At 62.9% G+C, this 19,795-nt stretch carries 18 protein-coding genes; 9 read left to right on the top strand and 9 right to left on the bottom strand.

Translation table 11 applies throughout. From position 1 onward, the window contains the following. Nucleotides 1-118: 118 nt before the first annotated feature. Nucleotides 119-1,747, top strand: a complete 1,629-nt coding sequence (locus tag MAMT_RS00575) for a bifunctional aminoglycoside phosphotransferase/ATP-binding protein (protein WP_142659005.1) — start codon at nucleotides 119-121, stop codon at nucleotides 1,745-1,747. On the opposite strand, the gene MAMT_RS00580 is transcribed toward MAMT_RS00575, so the two are convergent. Continuing rightward, nucleotides 1,715-3,211 carry an amino acid permease gene (locus MAMT_RS00580; protein ID WP_142659006.1) on the bottom strand — a complete coding sequence of 499 codons (1,497 nt, stop codon included), beginning with the start codon at nucleotides 3,209-3,211 and terminating at the stop codon, nucleotides 1,715-1,717. The genes MAMT_RS00575 and MAMT_RS00580 overlap by 33 nt on opposite strands. A gap of 204 nt (nucleotides 3,212-3,415) precedes the next feature. Here MAMT_RS00580 and MAMT_RS00585 point away from each other — a divergent pair, with 204 nt between their 5' ends. Continuing rightward, entirely contained in the window at nucleotides 3,416-7,720 is a 4,305-nt protein-coding gene (locus tag MAMT_RS00585) for a DEAD/DEAH box helicase (protein WP_246186435.1), read from the top strand. A 45-nt stretch (nucleotides 7,721-7,765) separates the two neighbouring features. On the opposite strand, the gene MAMT_RS00590 is transcribed toward MAMT_RS00585, so the two are convergent. Beyond that, nucleotides 7,766-8,371: a Uma2 family endonuclease gene (locus MAMT_RS00590; RefSeq protein WP_142659008.1), complete on the bottom strand. Its 606-nt coding sequence runs from the start codon at nucleotides 8,369-8,371 to the stop codon at nucleotides 7,766-7,768. An 87-nt stretch (nucleotides 8,372-8,458) separates the two neighbouring features. Then, nucleotides 8,459-8,875: a hypothetical protein gene (locus tag MAMT_RS00595; RefSeq protein ID WP_246186436.1), complete on the bottom strand. Its 417-nt coding sequence runs from the start codon at nucleotides 8,873-8,875 to the stop codon at nucleotides 8,459-8,461. A gap of 133 nt (nucleotides 8,876-9,008) precedes the next feature. Here MAMT_RS00595 and MAMT_RS00600 point away from each other — a divergent pair, with 133 nt between their 5' ends. After that, nucleotides 9,009-9,758: an SDR family oxidoreductase gene (locus MAMT_RS00600; RefSeq protein WP_142659010.1), complete on the top strand. Its 750-nt coding sequence runs from the start codon at nucleotides 9,009-9,011 to the stop codon at nucleotides 9,756-9,758. Between the two features lie 3 nt (nucleotides 9,759-9,761). Here the strand turns inward: MAMT_RS00600 and MAMT_RS00605 are convergent, their stop codons facing one another. Beyond that, nucleotides 9,762-12,329, bottom strand: coding sequence for a glycosyl hydrolase family 28-related protein (locus MAMT_RS00605; RefSeq protein WP_142659011.1), 2,568 nt, complete (start codon nucleotides 12,327-12,329; stop codon nucleotides 9,762-9,764). A 103-nt stretch (nucleotides 12,330-12,432) separates the two neighbouring features. Between MAMT_RS00605 and MAMT_RS00610 the strand changes: the two genes are divergently transcribed. Genes MAMT_RS00610 through MAMT_RS00625 form a run of 4 tightly spaced genes read left to right on the top strand, consistent with a single transcriptional unit; the run spans nucleotide 12,433 to nucleotide 15,713 of the window. Then, on the top strand, nucleotides 12,433-13,281 hold the full coding sequence (locus tag MAMT_RS00610; protein WP_246186437.1) for an ABC transporter ATP-binding protein: 849 nt from the start codon (nucleotides 12,433-12,435) through the stop codon (nucleotides 13,279-13,281). Continuing rightward, nucleotides 13,271-14,065 (top strand): ABC transporter permease, encoded by a 795-nt coding sequence (locus tag MAMT_RS00615; protein ID WP_142659012.1) that lies wholly within the window; start codon nucleotides 13,271-13,273, stop codon nucleotides 14,063-14,065. Before MAMT_RS00610 ends, MAMT_RS00615 begins: the two co-directional genes overlap by 11 nt. A gap of 58 nt (nucleotides 14,066-14,123) precedes the next feature. Further along, entirely contained in the window at nucleotides 14,124-14,552 is a 429-nt protein-coding gene (locus tag MAMT_RS00620; protein WP_178086825.1) for a hypothetical protein, read from the top strand. Between the two features lie 3 nt (nucleotides 14,553-14,555). Next, nucleotides 14,556-15,713 carry an NAD(P)/FAD-dependent oxidoreductase gene (locus MAMT_RS00625; protein WP_142659014.1) on the top strand — a complete coding sequence of 386 codons (1,158 nt, stop codon included), beginning with the start codon at nucleotides 14,556-14,558 and terminating at the stop codon, nucleotides 15,711-15,713. Nucleotides 15,714-15,776: 63 nt separating this feature from the next. Here MAMT_RS00625 and MAMT_RS00630 read toward each other — a convergent pair whose 3' ends face one another. After that, the gene (locus MAMT_RS00630; protein WP_142659015.1) at nucleotides 15,777-16,106 is read right to left on the bottom strand and encodes a hypothetical protein; all 330 of its coding nucleotides are present in this window, start codon (nucleotides 16,104-16,106) and stop codon (nucleotides 15,777-15,779) included. A 100-nt stretch (nucleotides 16,107-16,206) separates the two neighbouring features. On the opposite strand from MAMT_RS00630, the gene MAMT_RS00635 reads away from it, so the two are divergent. Both MAMT_RS00635 and MAMT_RS00640 read left to right on the top strand, forming a co-directional pair. After that, entirely contained in the window at nucleotides 16,207-16,725 is a 519-nt protein-coding gene (locus MAMT_RS00635; protein WP_142659016.1) for a hypothetical protein, read from the top strand. 130 nt (nucleotides 16,726-16,855) lie between these two features. Beyond that, nucleotides 16,856-17,194, top strand: a complete 339-nt coding sequence (locus tag MAMT_RS00640; RefSeq protein WP_142659017.1) for a phage holin family protein — start codon at nucleotides 16,856-16,858, stop codon at nucleotides 17,192-17,194. Nucleotides 17,195-17,358: 164 nt separating this feature from the next. On the opposite strand, the gene MAMT_RS00645 is transcribed toward MAMT_RS00640, so the two are convergent. The 4 genes from MAMT_RS00645 to pyrH all read right to left on the bottom strand — a co-directional run bounded on the left by MAMT_RS00645 (nucleotide 17,359) and on the right by pyrH (nucleotide 19,776). Next, nucleotides 17,359-17,802, bottom strand: coding sequence for a hypothetical protein (locus tag MAMT_RS00645; RefSeq protein ID WP_142659018.1), 444 nt, complete (start codon nucleotides 17,800-17,802; stop codon nucleotides 17,359-17,361). 17 nt (nucleotides 17,803-17,819) lie between these two features. Then, on the bottom strand, nucleotides 17,820-18,401 hold the full coding sequence (locus MAMT_RS00650; RefSeq protein WP_142659019.1) for a DJ-1/PfpI family protein: 582 nt from the start codon (nucleotides 18,399-18,401) through the stop codon (nucleotides 17,820-17,822). Nucleotides 18,402-18,415: 14 nt separating this feature from the next. Continuing rightward, a complete protein-coding gene (gene frr / locus MAMT_RS00655) occupies nucleotides 18,416-18,979 on the bottom strand; it encodes a ribosome recycling factor (RefSeq protein WP_142659020.1) in 564 nt (187 codons plus the stop codon). A 62-nt stretch (nucleotides 18,980-19,041) separates the two neighbouring features. Next, on the bottom strand, nucleotides 19,042-19,776 hold the full coding sequence (pyrH, locus tag MAMT_RS00660; RefSeq protein WP_142659021.1) for a UMP kinase: 735 nt from the start codon (nucleotides 19,774-19,776) through the stop codon (nucleotides 19,042-19,044). Nucleotides 19,777-19,795 lie beyond the last annotated feature (19 nt).

The raw sequence follows: 19,795 nt of genomic DNA on the forward strand, positions 1-19,795 counted from the left end.
GGCTCTGCCGGGACTGCACCGGGAGACGCTCTCTTTCCGTTTCGCCATCTCTTGGTTTTGCCATTTGCCCGATCTTCCGGTAGAAGTTCCCGGCAAACATAACAGGAAGCCTTGATTTATGCCTAGCCAGGAAGCCCGTTCAGCCCCTCTCGATCCACCCGTCTCTCCGGAAGAGCTTCTCCGTTTTCTAAAGGATCCGCGCTCCTACCCCCACCACCCCGCTCGGGTCGACTTCCTCCAGACTCACGCGTCCTACGTCTTCCTCGTCCCGCCCTATGTCTACAAGGTCAAGAAGCCGGTGAACTTCGGTTTTCTCGACTACTCGACCCTCGAAAAGCGCAAACACTTCTGCGAGCAGGAAGTCGCCTTGAATCGGGAACTCTGCTCCGAGGCCTATCTGGGGGTACTCCCCATCGTCCGGGAGAACGGCGCGCTCCACTTCGAGGGAGCGGGAGAGCCGGTGGAATACGCGGTTCGCATGGCGCAGCTCCCTGGAGAGTTTTTCGCCAAGCACCTGCTTCCCCAGGGCTTGTTCGGCACGCCCGAGCTCGACCGCGTTGCCGAGCGGCTGGCTGCCTTCTACCAGGGACAGCCGCCCAAGGAATCGGTTCTGGATTGGGGCCGAGTCGAAAAGCTGCGGATCACCTCAGACGAGAACTTTACCCAGACGGAGGGGGACATTGGAAAAACCATCGACCGGGTGACCTGGGAGACGCTCCGGTTCTTTACCGAAGAGTTTTATCGGCAGCGCGCCTCCCTCTTCGAACGAAGGGTGCGCGAAGGCTGGATCAAGGACGGGCACGGAGATCTCCACCTCGAGCATATTCATATTTCGCCGCAAGGACTCTGCATCTACGATCGCATCGAGTTCAACGACCGGTTCCGCTCCGTCGATGTCGCCAGCGATGCAGCGTTTCTCGCGATGGACCTCGCTTTCCAGGACCGCTTGGATTTGGGCCGCTACTTCCTCGAACAGATGGCGCGCAGGATGAACGACCCGGAGATGCTCGAGCTGACCGACTTCTACTGCTGCCAGCGAGCCTATGTGCGCGGCAAGGTCGAATCGATGACGGCGCGAGATCCGCTGGTACCCTTCGCCGCGCAGGAGCAGTGCCGGCGGCGAGCCGGACGCTATTTCCAACTCGGGCTCCGCTATGCCACGGTTGGCTCCCGGCCGACCGCCCTGGCGGTGCTCGGACGGGTCGGCGCCGGCAAGACGACCCTGGCGGCCGGCTTGGCAAGGGAACTCGGCTGGGAACAGCTTTCTTCGGATTCCCTTCGCAAGCAGCTTGCCGGTCTGCCCGCTGGAGAACGGCCCGGTGAGGAAGTGCGCTCCTGGCTCTATTCGCCCGCGTTTTCCGAGAAAGTGTATGACGAGCTGTTCCGTCGCACCCTCGAAGCCCTCCGTACTCGTTCGGGTTGCATCATCGACGCCACCTTTTCCCGCCGCGAGGAGCGCCACAGACTCCACGAGATCTGCTCGCAAGCCGGGGCGACGCTCGTGCTCCTGGAAGCAGAGGCGGGCGAGGCCCTCCGGCGAGGCCGGCTCCAAGCTCGCGAGGAGCAGCCGGGCACGATCTCGGACGCCCGGGTGGAAAACCTGGAACTTCTCGACGGACGATTCGAGCCGCCCACGGAAGCGTTCGAGCAAACGCCCCTGCGGATTTCCTGCGAGAAGAGTCCGGAAGCCGCCGTTTCCGAGGCTCTCCACGCGTTAGCTTCCCGAAAAGCCGCCGCCCTCCTCTGATTGGGGGCGGTTCAGCCCCGTGGAGTACCAGACTCCCTCGGGGCGGGGAAACGCATTCTCGAAATCGGTAGCTCTCCGAGTCAAGGCCGCGTGGGATGGGCGGCCCGGGCGACCCCAGAGAAGCACTAGGTAGATCAGGGCTCCCACCAACATCCAAAGCAGAAAACAGACGAACGTTTTGCGACTCAGATTGGTCATCAGGTAGCCGCAAAAGCCGATCGCGGTCAGGGCGCTCCACGGCATGACCGGCACTTGAAACGGTCGCAGCAGCCCGGGTCTCTTTTTTCGGAGCACCAAGACTCCCAAGGCAACGACCATGAACGCGGCAAGTGCCCCCATGTTCGTGAGCTCCGCGACCGACTCGATCGGCAGGAAGCCGGCAATTCCCGCAACCAGTGACCCGATGAGAAGGATCATGCGCGCCGGCGTCCGCGAGACGGGATGCAGCTTCCCTAGAAAGCCAGGCAGCAAGCCATCCCGGCACATGGCGAAAAAGACCCGGGATTGGCCATAGAGGTTCACCAGAAGGGCGGAGGTGATCCCGGCTATAGCGCCAACCGCCACGAAGTCAGCGGCTACCCGCTCTCCTACCTGGACCAAGGCGAAAGCGACCGGATCCTTCACATTGAGAATCCGGTAAGGAACGATTCCGGTCAGGACGACTCCCACCAGGATGTAGATCACGGTGCATACGACGAGCGATCCGAGGATTCCCAGCGGCAGGTCGCGCTGCGGATTTTTCGCCTCCTCCGCCGCGGTCGAAACCGCGTCGAATCCGACGTAGGCGAAAAAGATGAGTGCGGCTCCCGTCATGACTCCCTTCCAACCGAAAGGGAGGAGAGGATGCCAGTTTTGCGGGTTCACATGGCGGACGGCGACCAGCAAAAAAAAGCCGATTACCAGGAGCTTCACCACGACGATCCCGTGATTAAAGCGCGCACTCTCCCGCGCCCCAAGGGCAAGAATCCCGCTCAACCCGAACGCGATCAGCGCCGCGGGAAGGTTGAGCCAACCCCCTTCGTGGGGAGCCTTGCCCAGAGCCGTCGGCAAGGAGAGGCCGACCCCGGCCAAGAGCTCCTGGAAATATCCCGACCAGCCAATCGCCACCACCCCGCCCGTCAACAGGTAGGCCAGAATCAAGTTCCATCCCGTGAGCCACCCGGCGAATTCCCCCATGCTCAAGGAGGCATACGCATAGGCGCTTCCCGCGGTCGGCACCACGGAGGCAAACTCCGCGTAGCAGAGCGCCGAGAAAACACAGGCCAACCCCGCCACCACGAAGGAGAGCCAGAGGCCCGGTCCCGCCGCGGTAGCAGCAGCGACGCCGGTGAGCACGAAAACCCCGGCGCCGACGATCGCACCCACCCCGAGGAGCATCAAGTCGAGCGCGGAGAGCGTGCGGCAAAGCTCTACCGGAGCTCCTTGTCGTTCCGGCGATTGCCTTTCCCTTCGTTGCGATTCCATCTTCTCTTTTCTCTCTTGCGGCACCAAAGCAGTCTTCGTTCCGGGAGAGGCGCTTTTTTGCTCTCTTCCAGGAAAATCATGAACAGCGGGCGACGGTTGTCCACGATTTTATTGGCTCCGCCGGGAGAGGCCACAGACCATCCAACCTTGCGGGAAGCGGCGATCTGACGATGATTAGAGTGGTCTTTTCCTGACACAAGGATCGTGAGCTTCCACCCCGCCGTCCGAGACTGGTTTGCCAAAGCAATCGGCGCTCCGACGCCGGTGCAGCAAGCGGCATGGCCCTTGATCCAGAGTGGGCGACCGGTTCTCCTCTCGTCCCCGACGGGATCGGGGAAGACTTTGGCCGCTTTTCTCGGAGCAATCGACCGGCTCGTTCGCTGCGGCCAATCCGGAAAGCTGGCGGACCAGGTCTCTGTCCTCTACGTCTCCCCGCTGCGCGCCCTCTCCTACGATGTTCACCGGAACCTGCTCGAGCCGCTCTCCGGGATCCGCCGGGAGCTCGTCGCCCGCGGCCTCGACGCTCCCGAGATCCGTATCGCGGTGCGAACCGGCGATACGCCGCCCTCCGAGCGGGCCCAAATGCTGCGCCGGCCTCCGCACCTCCTAGTCACCACTCCGGAATCGCTCTACCTGCTTCTCGGAAGTGCGGGCGGCCGCCGCCTCCTAACCACCGTCGAGGCAGTGATTGTAGACGAAATCCATGCCGTGGCCTCGGGGAAGCGAGGCGCCCATCTCTCCCTTTCCCTCGAGAGGCTCTCCGGCCTCAATCCGTCCTTTTTCCAGCGAATCGGGCTTTCCGCGACCCAGCGGCCGATTGGCGAGCTCGCCCGTTTTTTGACCGGGGTGCCGGCTCATGACGCGCCTTCCTGCTCGATCGTCGATCTCGGTTCCCGACGAAAGAGGGAGCTCGTGATCGAGCTCCCCCCCTCTCCCTTGGAACCAGTCCTTGCCGCCGAAGTTTGGGAAGAGATCTACGATCGATTGGCCGAGCTTGTCCGCTCGCGCCGAACGACTCTCGTCTTCGTGAACAGCCGGCGCCTCGCCGAGCGCGTCGCCCACCATCTGACCGGACGACTCGGAGAAGAAAGCGTCGCCGCACATCACGGGAGCCTCAGCCGTGAGCGCCGCCTCGCCGCCGAGGAACGTCTGAAAAGCGGGCGACTCTCGGTCCTCGTGGCCACCTCTTCCTTGGAGCTCGGCATCGACGTCGGCGAGATCGACCTCGTTTGCCAACTCGGCTCGCCGCGATCCATCGGCGCCTTCCTGCAGCGGGTCGGCCGATCGGGCCACCGCCTGGGCGACGCGATTCCGGAGGGAAGACTCTTCCCGCTGAGCCAGGATGATCTCGTCGAATGCGCCGGGCTCCTTCTGGCGGTCAGGAAGGGTGTCCTCGATCGCCTCGCCATTCCCGAAGCCCCGCTCGATGTTCTCGCCCAACAGATCGTCGCGGAGGTGGCGGCCGGCCCCAAGGAGGAAGAGGCGCTCTTTCGGATGATCCGGCGGGCCTACCCGTATCGTCGGCTCCGTCGCGAGGAGTTCCTTCGGCTCGTGCAGATGCTTGCCGACGGCTACTCCCCGAGGCGAGAACGGAGCAAGGCCTTTCTCTTCCGTGACTGCGCGCAAAAGAGAGTTCTTCCCCGAAAGGGCGCCCGACTCGCGGCGCTGCTCAACGGCGGGTCGATTCCCGACGCCGGCGATTACCCCGTCGTGGCGGACCCCGAGGGAATCACCCTGGGCACGGTAAACGAGGATTTTGCGGTCGAGAGCCTCCCGGGGGACATCTTTGCCTTGGGCAACACCTCCTGGCGGCTCCGGAAGATCGAACGGGGAGTGGTTCGCGTCGAGGATGCGCACGGAGAGGCTCCGACGATCCCGTTTTGGCTTGGCGAGCTGCCTGGCCGCAGCCGCGAGCTCTCCGAGAGCGCGGGCATGATCCGCCGCCGCGTGGACCAGTGGCTTGCGGAGGTCGAAGGAAGAGTACCAGGGGACGCGGAGGGGATCGTCGCGGGCAAGCTCCAACGCTTGGTTGGACTCTCCGAGCGTGCCGCCCGAGAGCTCTCTTCCTACCTGGCGGCAACCCGATCGGCCCTCGGCGTTGTCCCGCATCCCGGGCACGTCGGGATCGAGCGCTTTTTCGATCCCTGCGGGGCGACCCAGATCGTCATCCATTCTCCTTTCGGCAGCCGCGTGAATCGCGCCTGGGGACTCGCCCTGCGCAAGCGCTTTTGCCGCAAGTTCAACTTCGAACTCCAGGCCGCGGCAACCGAGGACGCCATCCTGCTCTCGCTCACCCATGCGCATAGCTTCCCTCTGACGGACATCCTCTCCTTCCTCCATCCGGAATCCGTCCGCTCCGTCCTGATCCAGGCTCTCCTGGCGAGCCCCATGTTCACCGTCCGCTGGCGCTGGACAACCTCGACCGCGCTCGCGGTCCCCCGGCGCCGAGGAAAAGGCAGGGTCCCTCCCCTTCTCCAACGGATGGAAGCCGAAGAACTGCTCGGCGCGATCTTTCCGGATGCGGTCGCCTGCCTGGAAAACATCAGCGGCGACCGGGAATGCCCCGATCATCCCCTGGTCGAGCAGACGCTCCGCGACTGCCTTTCGGAAGTGATGGATCTCTCCGGACTGGAAGAGGTCCTTCGCAAGTTGCAAGCGGGCGAGATCGTCGCGACCGCGCGGGACCTCCGTGAGCCTTCCCCCGCCGCCCGCTCCATCTTGGCCGCCCACCCCTACTCGTTCCTCGATCCCGCCCCGCTCGAAGAGCGCCGGGCGCGCGCCCTGACCTACTCCGGCCACCTCCCCCCCGCCGAACTCCGGCAGCTCTCATTTGCCGATCCGATTGCCGTGCGGCGAGTGCAAGAGGAAGCCTGGCCCGACCCCGAGGATCCGGATCAGATGGAGGATGCGCTTCTTCTCCTGGGCTTTCTCACTCTTCGGGAAGGAAGGGAGGGACGGCCGAAGCAGCTTCGCGGTTCCCCGCAAAGACCGGAACGCTCCTGGGAACCTCTGCTCCAAGAACTGGTGAAGGCCGGCCGAGCCATTGCCTTCCGTTGCCGGCCGGACCGGAACGACTTTCTTTGGAGCTCTCCTGCCTGGCTCGCCCACTGGAAAGCGCTCTTCCCGCAGGGGGAGATCGTTTTAGGAGCAAAGACTCCTCTGCCCGACGCAGCTTGCCTGGAGCGCGAGGATTCTCTTCGCGAACTCCTCCGCGGCCGGCTCCAAGGCCTGGGGCCTGTCTCCGCTCCGGCTCTGGGACTCCCGCTCGCGCTTTCGGGCGAACAGCTCCTCCCCGCGCTTTCCGCGCTCGAAGCGGAAGGATTTCTCTTTCGCGGCCGCTGGCTCACCGGAGAGGAAAAAGAACAGTGGTGCCCGCGCGGGTTGCTGGCCCGTATCCATCGTTACGGCCAGGAGCGCCTCCGACGCTCGATCCGACCGGCCTCCGCCTCGGACTTCCTCCGCTTTCTTTTTTCCTGGCAGAAGCTCTCCCCCGAGGAGCGCATGGCTGGACCGGAGAGCCTCGTCTCCATCCTCGCCCTGCTGGAAGGAGTCTCCGCTCCCCCGGGCAGCTGGGAGCAGGAGCTTCTCCCGGCCCGGATCGAGGGCTACGATCCAGCCTGGCTCGAACGCGCCTGCCTGGACGGCCGCTTCTTCTGGCATCGCCTGCGCCGCTCCCAAGAGGAAGGCCGGACGGCTCGCCTGACGTCTTCTTCGCCGATCGCCATCCTGCCACGAGGCAGGCTCCCTCTCTGGATGACCAGAGAACTTTCCGTCCCAGGCGAACTCTCCCACCGGGCGGAAGCGGTCCTCTCCTACCTCCGGGATCACGGCCCTTCCTTCTTTCCCGACATCCTGGAGGGATGCGGCCCACTCCGGGGAGAGGCGATTGAAGGCTTGGCGGAGCTTGCCGGAAGCGGCCTGGCCCGCTCCGACGGATTTTCCGGACTTCACCTCTTCCTCCCGGAGCGAGAGCGCCGAAAGGAGAAGCAGGCACCCGCGGGCCGCTGGTCTCTGACTCCCTCGCCACTCGCCCTCAACGAAGAGGAGCGGGCAGAGGCGATCGGCCGGGTTCTCCTGCGGCGTTACGGTCTGGTCTTTCGCAAGCTTCTGACTCGGGAGGAAGCTCTTCCTCCTTGGTGGCGGCTTCTGGCCGCCTACCGCCGCCTTGAGGCGCGCGGCGAGATTCGCGGCGGACGTTTCGTCGCCGGCTTCTCCGGAGAACAGTTCGCCCTCCCCGAGGCGGCAGCCTCTCTGTGGAAGATCCGGGAGCAACCCGGCACCGGCGGCTGGATCTCGATCTGCGGTGCAGACCCCGCGAACCTGGTCGGCATCGTCACCCCAGGCGAGAGATTGCCCGCTCTTGCCGGCAACCGCCTCCTCTACCGCGACGGCGAACTCGTTGCCGTTCTGCTCTCCGGAAAGCGCCACTTCCTGCGTCCGCTCGACTCCCACGAAGAATGGGAAGCCACCCAGCGGCTGCTGCGTCGGGCGGACGCGGAATACAGATAGGGAACCTGCCTGTCTCACACAGCGGCCATCCCGCCGGAAAAGGAGTTACCGCGATCGACTCGAATCCTTTCTTCCGATCGCCAGGGCTTGCCGAATCCTCGGCAGCTCCAAGGAGAACTCCGGCAAAAGCGACGTCTGCAACGTATCGTCGAAGCTTTTGACCACAACCGGCTTCTCCGGATCTTCCCCGAAGCGGTAGATGCGCACCGTCTCTTCCCGCCAGTCGAAGATCCAATATTCTCGAATCCCCGCCGCGCGATAGATCTCCACCTTGTCCACCAGGTCGATCTTCTCCGTCGAGAAAGAGAGAATTTCGACCACCAGAGCCGGGATCACCCCTTGCTGGACGTTCGCCGTCCTCTCTACTCTGTCTAGCTGGTCGTTTGGGATATAGCAGAGATCGGGCACCACCCCTTCGCGTTCCGCATCCAGGATCTCCGGGAAGGAAAAGGCGACGTTGCGCCGCACGATGCCGGAGGGATGGGCGGCGAGATAACTCCTGAGCTTCCACTCGATCTCTCCTGCCAAGCTGCTATTGCCCCAAGCTTCCTCCGTCATGACCAGATTCCCGTGGATCAGCTCCCAATGTTCTCCCTCGGGAGTCGCCAGCCAGTCCTTCACCGTAGATGGGCCGAGAGTCGTCGTCGGCATGATGGCCTCCTTGCTGCTGCCTTCACGAGGATACCGCGCCCAGGGCGCATCGCAAGCGGGCGCTCCGGCGAACCGATGCCCGCTTCGCTACCGGGGAGCGCCTGAGGGGCGGCGGCTCATCATCGTATATGCTTGGATGTCGCGAACCGTATCCGACCAGTAGCGCGGGAGAGAAGAGGCGACGGCAATCTCCCCAAAGGAGTTTCGGGGGAAATCGGCTGTCATCTCGAAGCTACCGCAATAGCTGGTCGTAGGACGTCCCTCCGGCGAAAGCCCGATCGCGCTCACCGAGGTGGTCCACCTCACTGCAACACCACACCGATAGATTCGGCTCGGAACCATTGAAAGCACGCTCACCCGAACCAGCGGGATCGCTTGGAGAGCCTCGGCAAACTGCCGCTTGTCCTGCTCGGTCACCAGCGGGCAACTCTCCTGAGGAGCACAGGAAGCCATCGGCAGCACGGCAGCCGTTAAGAGCGCCGATCGAAGGAAAATACCCGCCATGAAGGTTGTCCGCATCGTCTGACCAAGGGTGAGGCTACTGTGCTCCGATGCTGATTTCGATGGCAAAAAGAGTAAAGGGCTTTCTCGACAGCTTCAAAGCCGCTTTGTTACGTTTTTGGAAACAAGGAGCCGCATGAAGCCTCTATCCCGAAAGACCGCGATCGTCACCGGAGCATCGAGCGGCATCGGCCAAGCCACCGCCCTCGCTCTTGCGCGCGAAGGCGCGAACGTCGTGGCCACCGCCCGCCGCTTCGACCGCGTCGAGGATCTCAGCCGGCGGATCGAGCAGGAAGGGGGAAGCTCTCTGCCCCTACGCTGCGATGTCCGGGAGCCGAAGGAAGTAGAAAACGTTGTCGACGTGGCATGCAAGCGCTTTGGGGGCGTGGATATTCTTGTGGCGAACGCGGGCATCATGCCGCTCTCCCTCATGCGGCATCTGCACGTTGCGGAATGGATGGCCACGGTCGACGTCAATATCAAAGGGGTTCTCAGCAGCATCGCCGCGGTTCTTCCCGTATTTCTGGAGCAGAAGAGCGGTCACATCGTCACCCTCTCCTCGGTCGCCGGAAGAAAGCTCTTTCCCGGGAGTGCGGTCTATTGCGCCTCCAAGTATGCCGTCCGCGCTCTCTCCGAAGGGCTGCGGATGGAGCTCTCCCCCTCCGATCAGATTCGGGTCACGATCATCGAGCCCGGCGCGGTCATGACCGAGCTCCTGGGAACCATCACCGATCCAGAGGCCCTGCAAGGAATCCGGGAGAACTTCCAAGAAGGCAAGGCGCTCCGAGCCGAGGACATCGCCTCGGCGATCCTCTACGCCGTCACGCAGCCGCCGCACGTCAATGTCAACGAGATCCTGATCCGGCCCACCTTCCAGGAGCTTTAGCGGTCAGGGTCCCGGAACGATCTCCACCTCGGTGGCCTGGCTGACCTGCTGGGGAACCGCAACGTCAAAGAAAAGGTTGCGGGAAATCACCGCCTGCCGCACTCCGCGCTCCAGTTCGATTCCCACCGTTTCATGCTCGAACCAGTTGTGATCGACCACTAGATCTCTTGCCACCACGGCGGCGGCCGGACCGGCTCCCGGCCTCGGCCCGACCAGGATGCGATGGCCGAAGGCCAGCCGGTTCCTGCGAAAGACCACTCCGCGCACAAGCTCGAAAGGGCTGGCAAAACGCTCTCCGATCTCCCCACCTGCCAGCAGGCCGAGCATTCCATGCTCGGGAATCGGAGGGGCGCCGGCGGAGACTTCCCCATAGCGGACCGAGACATCCAGGACGTTTTCGAGAAATTGAAGGAAGGTTCCGGAGCTTTGCCAAATGCCCGAACTCCGTCGCACCGTGTTCGCGTCGAACACCGCATCGTAGAGATCCCCCTGACCGACGAAGAGGCCGTTGGGATCCTCCGCCTCGTTGCCGAAAAAGATCCCATTCCCCTGCAGCTGGTGAAGGAGGATCTGGCTCGTCGGATCGGGAGCGACATCCCAGTCGCGATCGACCGTGAGGCGATCCGCCTGCGTCTGGGTAACGGTCCGGACTTGGCCTGCGCCCCGCCCGCTGACGATTTGCGCATCGAGCCCCGCGTAGTCGCCGGGGAGCTTGTCCACGAGAAAGAGTTCCTTCCCGGAGCTCCGGACGACCTCGGAAAGGAGAGGAGGGAGATATCCCCCGATTTCAACCCAATTGGGAATCTCCGATCCGGAGTCTGGAGCCCATGCCAAAACGATCGACTGATCGGTGTTATCCCGTACCGGAATCCAACTCTCCGAGCCATCCGACTTCTCGATCCTCACTCCGGCACCCCGAAGCTCTCCCGGAGCCAGATGCTCGCGGCGCAGCGAGATCGTCTTTCCCTGCATCCTCTCCACCAGGAACCATCGGACAGGAAGGCCCTTTTTTCCCAGCCACATTCCACGCAAGGGCTCGCCCCGAAAAGTCAACGCCATCCGATCGCCGCGCCCGAAGTCGCTGAAGGTATTGTGGGCAACCACAAAGAAGCGGCAGCCGTCCAGGTGGCCTCGAAGGACGCTGCCGTCAGCCACCCAGTTGTCGAGCAGAGCCAGGTAGCGCCCCCCCACGGCGGTGTGACAGAGAGCCCCCATCGGATTGGAAAAATCATTGTCGACGATGCGGCCGTTCCGGAGATCGAGTAGGCGGTGGCGCATCCCAATGAACTCGCAGCCGGAGATTTCCACGTTTCGAACGCCTCCCAAAAAGAGGGAGAGTTCTTCGTCCTCTCGTCCCGCCAGGCCCCATCGTCCCAGGGCCCACTGCGGATCCTTCTGGGGCTCCCGGCCAGGAGAGCCGGCGAACGGAAGATAATCGATCCGCATATTTCGCAAAAAGAGATCCCGGGTCTCCCAAGGAGCGGTGGCCCCCCTCTTTCGAAGTGCGGTGGGAATCTCCGCTTCCGCTAGATCAGCCGGAAGGAGACGATCGGCGAGAACCGAAAGGTCGAGCAGCACCCTTCGTGCGTTGCGCACCAAAAGCGAGAGCCCTTCGATCGCATATTGGCCGTTGCCGTAGAGCACGGCGGGAAGAAACTCGCTTGGCGAGAGAGGAGCGCTCTGCGGCCATTTCAACCAGGTGAAGTCCTTCCCGTCTCCTTCCAGCAAGGTCTTGGCCGGAAGGAAAAAGGCTTCCCGGACCGCATAGGTGCCCGCCGGCAGGTAGACGATGCCCCCACCCGCCTTTTCGGCTGCGGCCAAGGCCTTGCGCAGCGCGGCGGAATCGTCGGACACGCCGTCTCCTTTGGCTCCAAACTCGCGCACGTCGAAGAGGGTCGAAGGCCAGCTCTCCGCCGCTTTGACGACGAGCGTCGCCCCACCCCCCCAACCCCATTCCCCTCCGTGGCCATTATGGACCCAGATCTCATAAGTTCCGGCGGGAAGCTCCTCGGGCAGACGGACCGAGAGGCGATACCGCTCCGCGTGCAGAGGCACGACCGCAGTCGACTTGCCGGTCCGGCTCTCCCGGAGCAAGAGACGCGCCTTCTCCGCGTCCTCCTCCTCGAGAACGAAGTTCCGTCCGAAGATCTCGATCTCGCTCCCGGCGGTCGCCTCGTTTTCCACTAAGCCCGGGAGCAACCGTTTCGGCTGGCTCCACTCGGGCTTCGGGCGATTGAGGAGGATCTTTTCCCCCTCCACTTCCACGGCAAACAGACCTGGCGCAAAGGCTCCCGGAATGGCGACCTTGATCGCGGCGGAGGAGGCCTGCTGCACAGGCACGGAGACCGCCATCGAAGGAGTCGGAGGAAACCCGCTCCTCGGCTCCTTGGGCTCTCCGTCCTCCAAGGGCCAGGTCGCGATCGACCGAATCCCTCCCAGATCCCCTCCGTAGAGAAGCGCCATCTCCCTCGGAAAGATCGGCTCCGAAACCCAGAAGATCTTCGCCGCGCGGGCCGAATCGCCCAAACAGAGAAAAAAGAGAGCAAGCGCCAGAGAGCCAAGCCGGGCCATTCTGCCTGCCAGACTGCCTCAAGCGGCACCGTGCAGCAAGTGGTTCCCGTTCGGGCTCTGCTTCGAAGAGTTGCAATTCGTCCGTCCTGCGGACAAAAAGAGAATGCGTCTCTTTGGCACCGGACTTGTTTTGATGGCAGACAACGACTCTTCTCCCTTCGCCATCCAGACGCACGATCTCACCCGCCGCTTCGGCCTTTATTGCGCCGTCGATCACCTCTCCCTGCAGGTCCGGGCCGGGGCCATCTTCGCCCTTCTCGGCCCAAACGGTTCGGGAAAGACAACGACCGTACGCATGCTCACAAGCCTGCTTCCCCCTTCATCGGGAACGGCATCAATCGACGGCCACGACGTCGTCCGGGACCCGACTGCCGTCCGCGCCCGCATCGGCTATGTCCCCCAAATGCTCTCCGCCGATCCCGATTTGACCGGCTATGAGAACCTCTGGATCGGCGCCAAGCTCTACCGGATCCCCCGCTCGGAGCGGCGCGGACGGATCGAGGAAGCCCTGGATTTCATGGGGATCGAGCAGGCCGGTGAACTTGTTCGCCACTATTCCGGCGGGATGACCCGCCGCCTCGAGATCGCGCAATCGCTCGTTAGCCGCCCCAGGGTGCTCTTCCTGGACGAGCCGACGGCGGGACTCGATCCCGCTGCCCGTCGAACGCTCTGGTGCCACTTACGGGAGCTTCGGCAGCAGTGGAAGATGACGATTTTTCTCACCACCCATTACATGGAAGAGGCAAGCGAGCTCTGTGAGACCGTCGGCTTTCTCCGATCGGGAAGACTCGTAAATCTCGGCTCTCCCGAGGAGCTCTGTTCTGCGCAAGGCGGACGAAGGAGCCTGGAAGAGGTCTTTCTGGAGATCGCGGGCGAGCCCCACCCCTCCTCAGGCAACCGGTATGCGGAGGTGCGCCGCACCCGAAAGGCGATCCGCAGACATGGCGGCTAACCACGGCGCTGAGCTACTCGCTTCCTGGGATCAGACCTCGGCGATCGCCGAAGCGGAGCTCCGAAAGCTTCGCCACGATCCGATCGAGCTCTTTACCCGGATCGTCCAACCGCTCCTCTGGCTCCTGATCTTCGGCAAAGTCATGGACCGGATCCGCGCGATTCCCACCGGCGGCCTTCCCTACCTTGATTTTTTGGCACCCGGCATCCTCGCCCAGAGCGCCCTCTTTATCTCGATCTTTTATGGCCTCTCCGCGATCTGGGAGAGGGATTCAGGAGTGCTCACCCGCTACCTGGTGAGTCCTGCACCCCGCTGGACTCTCGTGCTGGGGAAGGCGCTCGGGGGAGGGGTCCGCAGCCTCTCGCAAGCGATCGTGATCTTCGGCCTGGCGGCGGCCCTGGGAGTCCAGATCCGCTGGCAGCCGGGCGCGATTCTCGCGATCCTGGCCTTCACGCTTCTTGGTTCCGCGCTCTTCTCCACCCTATCTCTGATCGTCGCCTGCCTCGTCAAGACGAGGGAACGGCTCATGGGCATCGGCCAGCTCCTGACCATGCCCCTTTTCTTCGCCAGCAATGCGATCTATCCCCTCCACCTCATGCCCGGCTGGCTCCGCGTCCTCTCCCACATCAACCCCTTGACCTACCTGGTCGATGCCCTGCGCACCCTTATGCTCGCCCAGGCGCACAGCGCAGTCGGCTTGGCAACCGACCTAGCGGTGCTGACCCTCACCCTGACTCTGCTGATCCTCCTTGCCGCGAAGCTCTATCCCCGGATCTTGGTCTAAACTGCCCGGGAAGTAATCGACCCTTTTTCTGATTTTCCGGCTCGCAACTTGCCCGCGCTTGCCTTTCGATCTTCTCCGTATGCTCACCCACGACCTCTGCTCCCGTTCCGCCTCCCCGCATCCCGCGCTCCATCCAAAGCCGTCCGGTTGGCGCAAAGCGGCATGCATTCTCCTTTTTGCCGCACCTCTCTTTATCTCTTTCGGCTGCAGCGCGGAACAGGAAGCGGCCACGGCCGAGGACCGAATCGCCGAGTACCGGCGCCATCCTTCGGAAAGGACGAAGCAGGCGGCCGCGCAAGCCTTGGCCAACTTCGACGAAGCGCTCCGCCGTCGGGAGAAGGAGACCCTGAAGGGCAACCAGTCGCCCAAGCAGGCGGCCGAGCTTGCCAAGCTCGAGCTCAAGCGCGCTCAGCTCGGCATCGACTTCACAAAAGCAAAGGTCGACGCGTTTGCCAACGGGATGCAAAAGGCTTTCGAGGATAGATAGGTGATGGCCAAAGGAGTCGACTTCCTGGTCGTCGGCGGAGGAATCGCCGGCTTGACCACCGCGTTTCACCTTGCCGAGAAGGGCTGTTCGGTCGTTCTCCTGGAACGGGAGAGTCAGCCGGCCTTCCACTCCACCGGACGCTCGGCCGTCTTCTTTCGGGGAAGCCATGGGAGAGCACCCGTCCGCGCTCTCTGCCGAGCCAGTCGGCCATTCTTCGAGCATCCGCCGGAGACTCTTTCGGAGCGCAAGCTCGCCGCTCCCCGGGATGCCCTCTTCCTCGCTTCCGCGGTCGATCTCCCTGCCTTGGCTTCCTTCTTGGAAGGCATGAACGCCCATGGCACCGTGGTGGAATTCCTTACACCGGAGGAGGCCTGTGCGCAGGTGCCCGTCCTACGGCCCGCATTCGTCGGAGGAGCCGCGCGGGAGACGGGGGGAATGGATATCGATCTTCCCGCTCTCCTTCGGGCCTTGCAGGAAGGGCTCGTGCGGCAAGATGGATGCATCCGTCTCAATGCGGACGCGCAGGAGATAGCGAGGAGTGGCTCCCTTTGGCGGGTTCGGACTCCGGCCGGCGACTTTGCAGCCCCGTTCCTCGTCAATGCGACGGGAGCTTGGTGTGACGAGGTTGCTCGCGCGGCGGGGGCGGCACCGATCGGGATCGTGCCGAAACGGAGAACGGTGATGACTTTTCGACCCGATGCCCAAACCGATATCGCACGATGGCCGATGGTTCTCGAGGTAAGAGAACGGTTCTATTTCCGGCCCTGGGGAGAAGAGATCCTCGCTTCCCCCGCCGACCAGACCCCGGTTCCGCCCTGCGACGTTCAGCCCCAGGAAACCGACTGCCGAATCCTCCTCCAACGGTTGGCCGAGGCCACGACCCTTCGGCTCGATTCGGATTTTCTCCTCCGCCGGTGGGCAGGGCTCCGTTCCTTCGTTCCGGACGAATCCCCGGTCATCGGCTGGGATCCCGATCTCCCCGGCTTCTTTTGGGTGGCCGCGCTCGGGGGGTTCGGAATCGAGACCTCCCCGGCGGTCGGAGCGATCGCGGCCGCACTCCTGACCGGCGCCCCGTTCCCTCCGCGTGTCGCCGCCGAAGGCGTTTCCGAAAGGGACTTCACTCCCAAACGGATCCGAATCCAACGGAACGATCCGCAATAAGGCACTCTCGCGACCACGCCTTCGATGCCGTTCTTCAGGAAGCGTGGCAGGGAGCTAGACTCACTACCAGTCGCCGGAGGAAAAGACGCCGAACCGGTTTGTCAGAACGAACCAGAAGGTCAGGACCATGATGAGGAGCGCCAGAATGATGAAGACCAAGATCGGGCGAAAATTTGTATCGTTTTCGTCTCCTTCCGAAAACGGCCATTTGGGATTTCCGACCATTGGACATAGCATAGCAGCAGTTCCGCAGTTACAAACAGAGGAATTGCCAATGCCCGAAAGATCACCGATCCGCATACCAAGGACCTGACGATCGCCATCCGGCCGGTTTCCGGACACCGCCCGCGCCGGGTCGGTCTCCTGCTCGCGAAGGTCGATCTGCACCGCCACCCTTTTGAGCCTATAGGTCGCACTTGGTGAGCTATGCGGCTAGAGCCCCAGATCAAGTTTGCCGGAACCGAGCGGCTTGTGCGATTTTGCAGGAGAGTCCATGAACAACGGTGCAAGAGCAGCAGCCGCTCTGATGGCGCTCGCCGGTTGGGTTTTGCTCTCGGCGGCAACGGTGGGTATTTTCTCGGTCGGTGCATCTCTTTGGCTTTTGCTGGGTCACGCCGGTTTAGCGGACGTCGTGCGGGCACTTCCCTGGCGGAATGGCGCATGGGCTCTTGCAGCCGGAGCGGCATGGCTCTTTTTGCGCAAGCAGCGCCTGCGGGTCGAAAAAAGGATTTCGGCTGAGCAGGAGACGTGGAATCGAGAGGCAACGGTTGAGCGCATGCGAAACGGCCGCATCTATCAATGGTTCCTTATCGCCGTTACCTGCGCCATCGTGTTGACGGCTTGGAGCCTCCACGATCTGCTGGCTTCCCATCGCGAGCAATTCAACGAGATCTTGCTCTGGCTTCTTGGGGCTCAAGTCTTCTTGACCCTGGGAACCTTCGCGTTTTTCACCTACGGCGTCGATATCCGCCGGCCCTTCGGCCGTAAGATGGGCCCACGCCGAAACGAATAGGGAACGAACAAACGTCTGGCAGAGTGGAAGGGCCTCTCGATCGGCTTCTCGATTTTGCTCCTGCCCGGCGGGGCCGCATTCTTGTTTTTGTTCTTGTCAACCACCAAGCCGGCGGAGAAAAGAGATCCGGATGGGCGCCATCTTGATCCGCTGGGCGATCCTCGCCATCGCCATCTTCGTCGCCGCCCACCTCAAGTTCATCGGGATTCGCTACGAAAGCGTGCCCGCACTCCTGGTCGCGGCGCTCGTCCTCGGTATCATCAACGCGCTGCTCAAGCCGATCTTCGTCACTCTCTCCTTTCCCCTTATCCTTCTGACCTTCGGTCTCTTCCTGGTCTTGATCAACGCGCTACTGCTCTACTGGACAGGGAAACTCGTCTCGGGCTTCATCGTCCCCACCTTCGGCTCGGCGATCGGTGGGGCTCTCGTGATCAGCCTCGTCCGGCTGGCACTGGAAGGCTGGCTCTAGCCGCCCTTTCTCACCAGCGCGAGCTTTCTCGCGGGAGAGGTGCAGCCCCGAGTCGCTTGCGAGGAGTTTCGGCAGGGAAGAGATCCTTGTGAGGTAGGATTGAGCAGGATTTCCATTCAATTGTCCCCTTCCCAAAGGGTGCTCCGCCCCGAAAGATCGGAGCCTTACCGGAGCCTCTTCTGGACCCGTTCCCCCGCCGCTATTGCCGGCCGTCGGTAGAGGACGAGCAGCGCCTCTCGGTTCACCTCCCAATCGGGCAAGACGAACTCCTCCAGCGCATCACCCACCCACTGAGTCTGCTTCTGCATAAGGACGACGGCATCGGCATGGCGCTTTTTCGCCTGCTTGACGAGCCCTCGGAGGGTTCCACCCCCTCCGATTGGTCCCTTGCCTCGGGTCTCCACGATTGTCCCCAAGACCCAGGCCGACCGGTCGGGGCCGCCCCGCGTCCAGACGTCCATGCCATCCACCACCCGCTTGGTTCCGGGCTTCGCGGGGAGCAGCACCCCCTGGCCCTCCGAAGGCAGATAGCCGACATTGGCGCAGCCGGCCAACAATCCAGCGAGCAAAACGCCGCCCCATCGCCCCCAAGCAGCCGCTCTTCGCATTCTTTCCACGATCGCCCTCAGGGAATCATCCGAGTTCCCAGAAGCTCGAGAAACCGGGCCAGCCATTCCGGATGGGCCGGCCAGGCAGGGGCGGTGACGAGGTTCCCGTCGACCAGCGCTCCCGTAGGGGGCATCTCGACAAACGATCCTCCCGCCGCGCTCACCTCTGGTCCCACCGCAGGATACGCCGTAGCGCGCCGTCCCGTCAGACCTCCGGCGGCCGCAAGCAGTTGGGCCCCGTGGCAAATGGCGGCAATCGGCTTACCGCTCTTGAGGAAATGACGAACCAGATCGAGGACCGCAGAGTTAAGCCGCAGGTATTCGGGAGCCCTCCCGCCGGGGATCACCAAGGCATCGTAATGCGAGGGAAGGATCTCCTCGAAGGAGGCGGTCAGGGTGAAGCGGTGACCCGGCTTTTCGGAATAGGTCTGATCGCCTTCGAAATCGTGGACCGCGGTCTTGACGCTTTCCCCCGCCCGCTTTCCGGGACAGACCGCCTCCACCTGGTGGCCGACCATCCGCAAAGCCTGGAAGGGGACCATCGCCTCATAGTCCTCGACGAAATCGCCGACCAGAAGCAGGATCTTTTTCGCGCTCATCGCGCCGATATTTTCTACACCTTGAGGAGTTCGCCTTCCTTTACCTGGAGCAGACGGTCCACCTCGCCGCTGAATCGGTCGGTCAGCTTTTGGACCTCCTTTTCCGCCCGGGTGAGATCGTCCTCGCTGACATCCGACTCCTTTTGGAAGGCCTTCGCTTCCTCGAGTCCATGCCGGCGCACGCCCCGCAGCGCCACGCGCCCCTCTTCCGCGATCTTGCGCACGACCCGAATCAACTCGTGGCGGCGCTCTTCGGAAAGCGGAGGGACAGGCAAGCGAATCAGCTTGCCGTCCACGATGGGATTGATCCCGATCTTCGCCTCCTCCAGCGCCTTTCTTACCGCATCTACGACGGTTGGATCCCAAGGTTGCACCAGAAGTAGATGTGCGTCGGGTACGGTGATGGCGGCCAACTCCCGAAGGCGCATCGGCGAGCCATAGGCCTCGACCGAGATATTCGCAACGAGCTCCGGAGAAGCTTTGCCCGAGCGAACCGAGGCAAACTCTTCCCGGAGATGCTCGATGGCTTTCTCCATGCGTTCTTCGGTGCGGAAAAGGATCTCGTCGAAGCTGCTCATGTCCTGCCTTTCTATTTCATTCTGAGCGGAAAGAACTCCTGCTGCAACAAGAGAACGAGGGACTAACCGCAGACCCGGGTACCGATCGGCTCCCCGAAGACGGCAGCGCGAAGGTTGCCCGGCGTAAAGACGTTGAAGACCACGATCGGGATGTTGTTGTCCAAGCAGAGCGTGAAGGCGGTCGAATCCATGACGGAGAGCCGCTTTTGAATCGCATCGAGGTAGCTAAGCTGGGTGAACCGCTTGGCATCGGGATTGATCTTGGGATCGCTGTCGTAGATTCCGTCAACCTTCGTTCCCTTCAGGATCACCTCCGCCTCGATCTCGCTCGCCCGCAGAGCCGCCGTCGTATCCGTCGAGAAGAAGGGATTGCCGGTGCCGCCCACGAAGATCACAATTCTCCCTTTTTCCAAATGGCGAATCGCCCTCCTTCGAATGAAGGGCTCGGCCACGTTTCTCACCTCAACGGCTGTCTGTACGCGGGTGGGGATCCCGATGCTTTCGAGGGCTCCCTGGAGAGCGAGGCCGTCGATGATCGTCGCCAGCATCCCCATGTAATCGGCAGTCGGCCGATCGAGTCCGCTCTTCATGCCCGTCGCTCCCCTCCAGATATTCCCTCCGCCGATCACGATCGCAATCTGGATTCCGGAGCCGTAGACCTCCGCCACCTGGCGGGCGATCTTCTGAGTGACCTCCATCGAAAGAGGACCGTCGGGGCCGGCGAGGACCTCTCCACTCAGTTTCAAAAGAACTCGCCGATACACCGGGGGTCGTTGGGTATCCGGGAGCGGTTCCATGAAGGTTAGGGCACCTTCC

It is taken from the genome of Methylacidimicrobium tartarophylax, from assembly GCF_902143375.2.
GTDB lineage: Bacteria > Verrucomicrobiota > Verrucomicrobiia > Methylacidiphilales > Methylacidiphilaceae > Methylacidimicrobium > Methylacidimicrobium tartarophylax.

Coding starts and splice junctions, on each gene's coding strand:
- MAMT_RS00575 (WP_142659005.1), top strand. CDS start 119: ATGCCTAGCCAGGAAGCCCGTTCAGCCCCTCTCGATCCACCCGTCTCT.
- MAMT_RS00580 (WP_142659006.1), bottom strand. CDS start 3,211: ATGGAATCGCAACGAAGGGAAAGGCAATCGCCGGAACGACAAGGAGCT.
- MAMT_RS00590 (WP_142659008.1), bottom strand. CDS start 8,371: ATGCCGACGACGACTCTCGGCCCATCTACGGTGAAGGACTGGCTGGCG.
- MAMT_RS00595 (WP_246186436.1), bottom strand. CDS start 8,875: ATGGCGGGTATTTTCCTTCGATCGGCGCTCTTAACGGCTGCCGTGCTG.
- MAMT_RS00600 (WP_142659010.1), top strand. CDS start 9,009: ATGAAGCCTCTATCCCGAAAGACCGCGATCGTCACCGGAGCATCGAGC.
- MAMT_RS00605 (WP_142659011.1), bottom strand. CDS start 12,329: ATGGCCCGGCTTGGCTCTCTGGCGCTTGCTCTCTTTTTTCTCTGTTTG.
- MAMT_RS00610 (WP_246186437.1), top strand. CDS start 12,433: ATGCGTCTCTTTGGCACCGGACTTGTTTTGATGGCAGACAACGACTCT.
- MAMT_RS00615 (WP_142659012.1), top strand. CDS start 13,271: ATGGCGGCTAACCACGGCGCTGAGCTACTCGCTTCCTGGGATCAGACC.
- MAMT_RS00625 (WP_142659014.1), top strand. CDS start 14,556: ATGGCCAAAGGAGTCGACTTCCTGGTCGTCGGCGGAGGAATCGCCGGC.
- MAMT_RS00635 (WP_142659016.1), top strand. CDS start 16,207: ATGAACAACGGTGCAAGAGCAGCAGCCGCTCTGATGGCGCTCGCCGGT.
- MAMT_RS00640 (WP_142659017.1), top strand. CDS start 16,856: ATGGGCGCCATCTTGATCCGCTGGGCGATCCTCGCCATCGCCATCTTC.
- MAMT_RS00645 (WP_142659018.1), bottom strand. CDS start 17,802: ATGCGAAGAGCGGCTGCTTGGGGGCGATGGGGCGGCGTTTTGCTCGCT.
- MAMT_RS00650 (WP_142659019.1), bottom strand. CDS start 18,401: ATGAGCGCGAAAAAGATCCTGCTTCTGGTCGGCGATTTCGTCGAGGAC.
- frr (WP_142659020.1), bottom strand. CDS start 18,979: ATGAGCAGCTTCGACGAGATCCTTTTCCGCACCGAAGAACGCATGGAG.
- pyrH (WP_142659021.1), bottom strand. CDS start 19,776: ATGGAACCGCTCCCGGATACCCAACGACCCCCGGTGTATCGGCGAGTT.